The sequence below is a fragment of the Microbispora sp. CL1-1 genome, assembly GCF_012034195.1.
Taxonomy (GTDB): domain Bacteria; phylum Actinomycetota; class Actinomycetes; order Streptosporangiales; family Streptosporangiaceae; genus Microbispora.
In genome coordinates this window covers 1-268 of the sequence record NZ_JAATEK010000250.1, presented here as the reverse complement: position 1 = coordinate 268, position 268 = coordinate 1, and the positions used below count along the sequence as shown (strand labels likewise).

Annotated in this window: 1 pseudogene; it reads right to left on the bottom strand. The window is 67.9% G+C overall.

Features of this window, described 5'->3' with window-relative positions:
• Nucleotides 1-268, bottom strand: a pseudogene (locus HCK04_RS40790) (ATP-dependent Clp protease ATP-binding subunit); the annotation flags it as partial.

Here is a 268-nt window from a genome sequence, read left to right as displayed (position 1 = left end):
CCCCTTGAGGATCTCGATCGTGTGCGACAACGACGGCTCGGCCACCTGGATCGGCTGGAACCGCCGCTCCAGCGCCGCGTCCTTCTCCAGGTGCTTGCGGTATTCGTCGAGCGTGGTGGCACCGATGGTCTGCAGCTCACCGCGGGCCAGCATCGGCTTGAGGATGCTGGCGGCGTCGATGGCGCCCTCGGCGGCGCCCGCGCCCACCAGCGTGTGCAGCTCGTCGATGAACAAGATGATGTCGCCCCGGGTGCGGATCTCCTTGAGC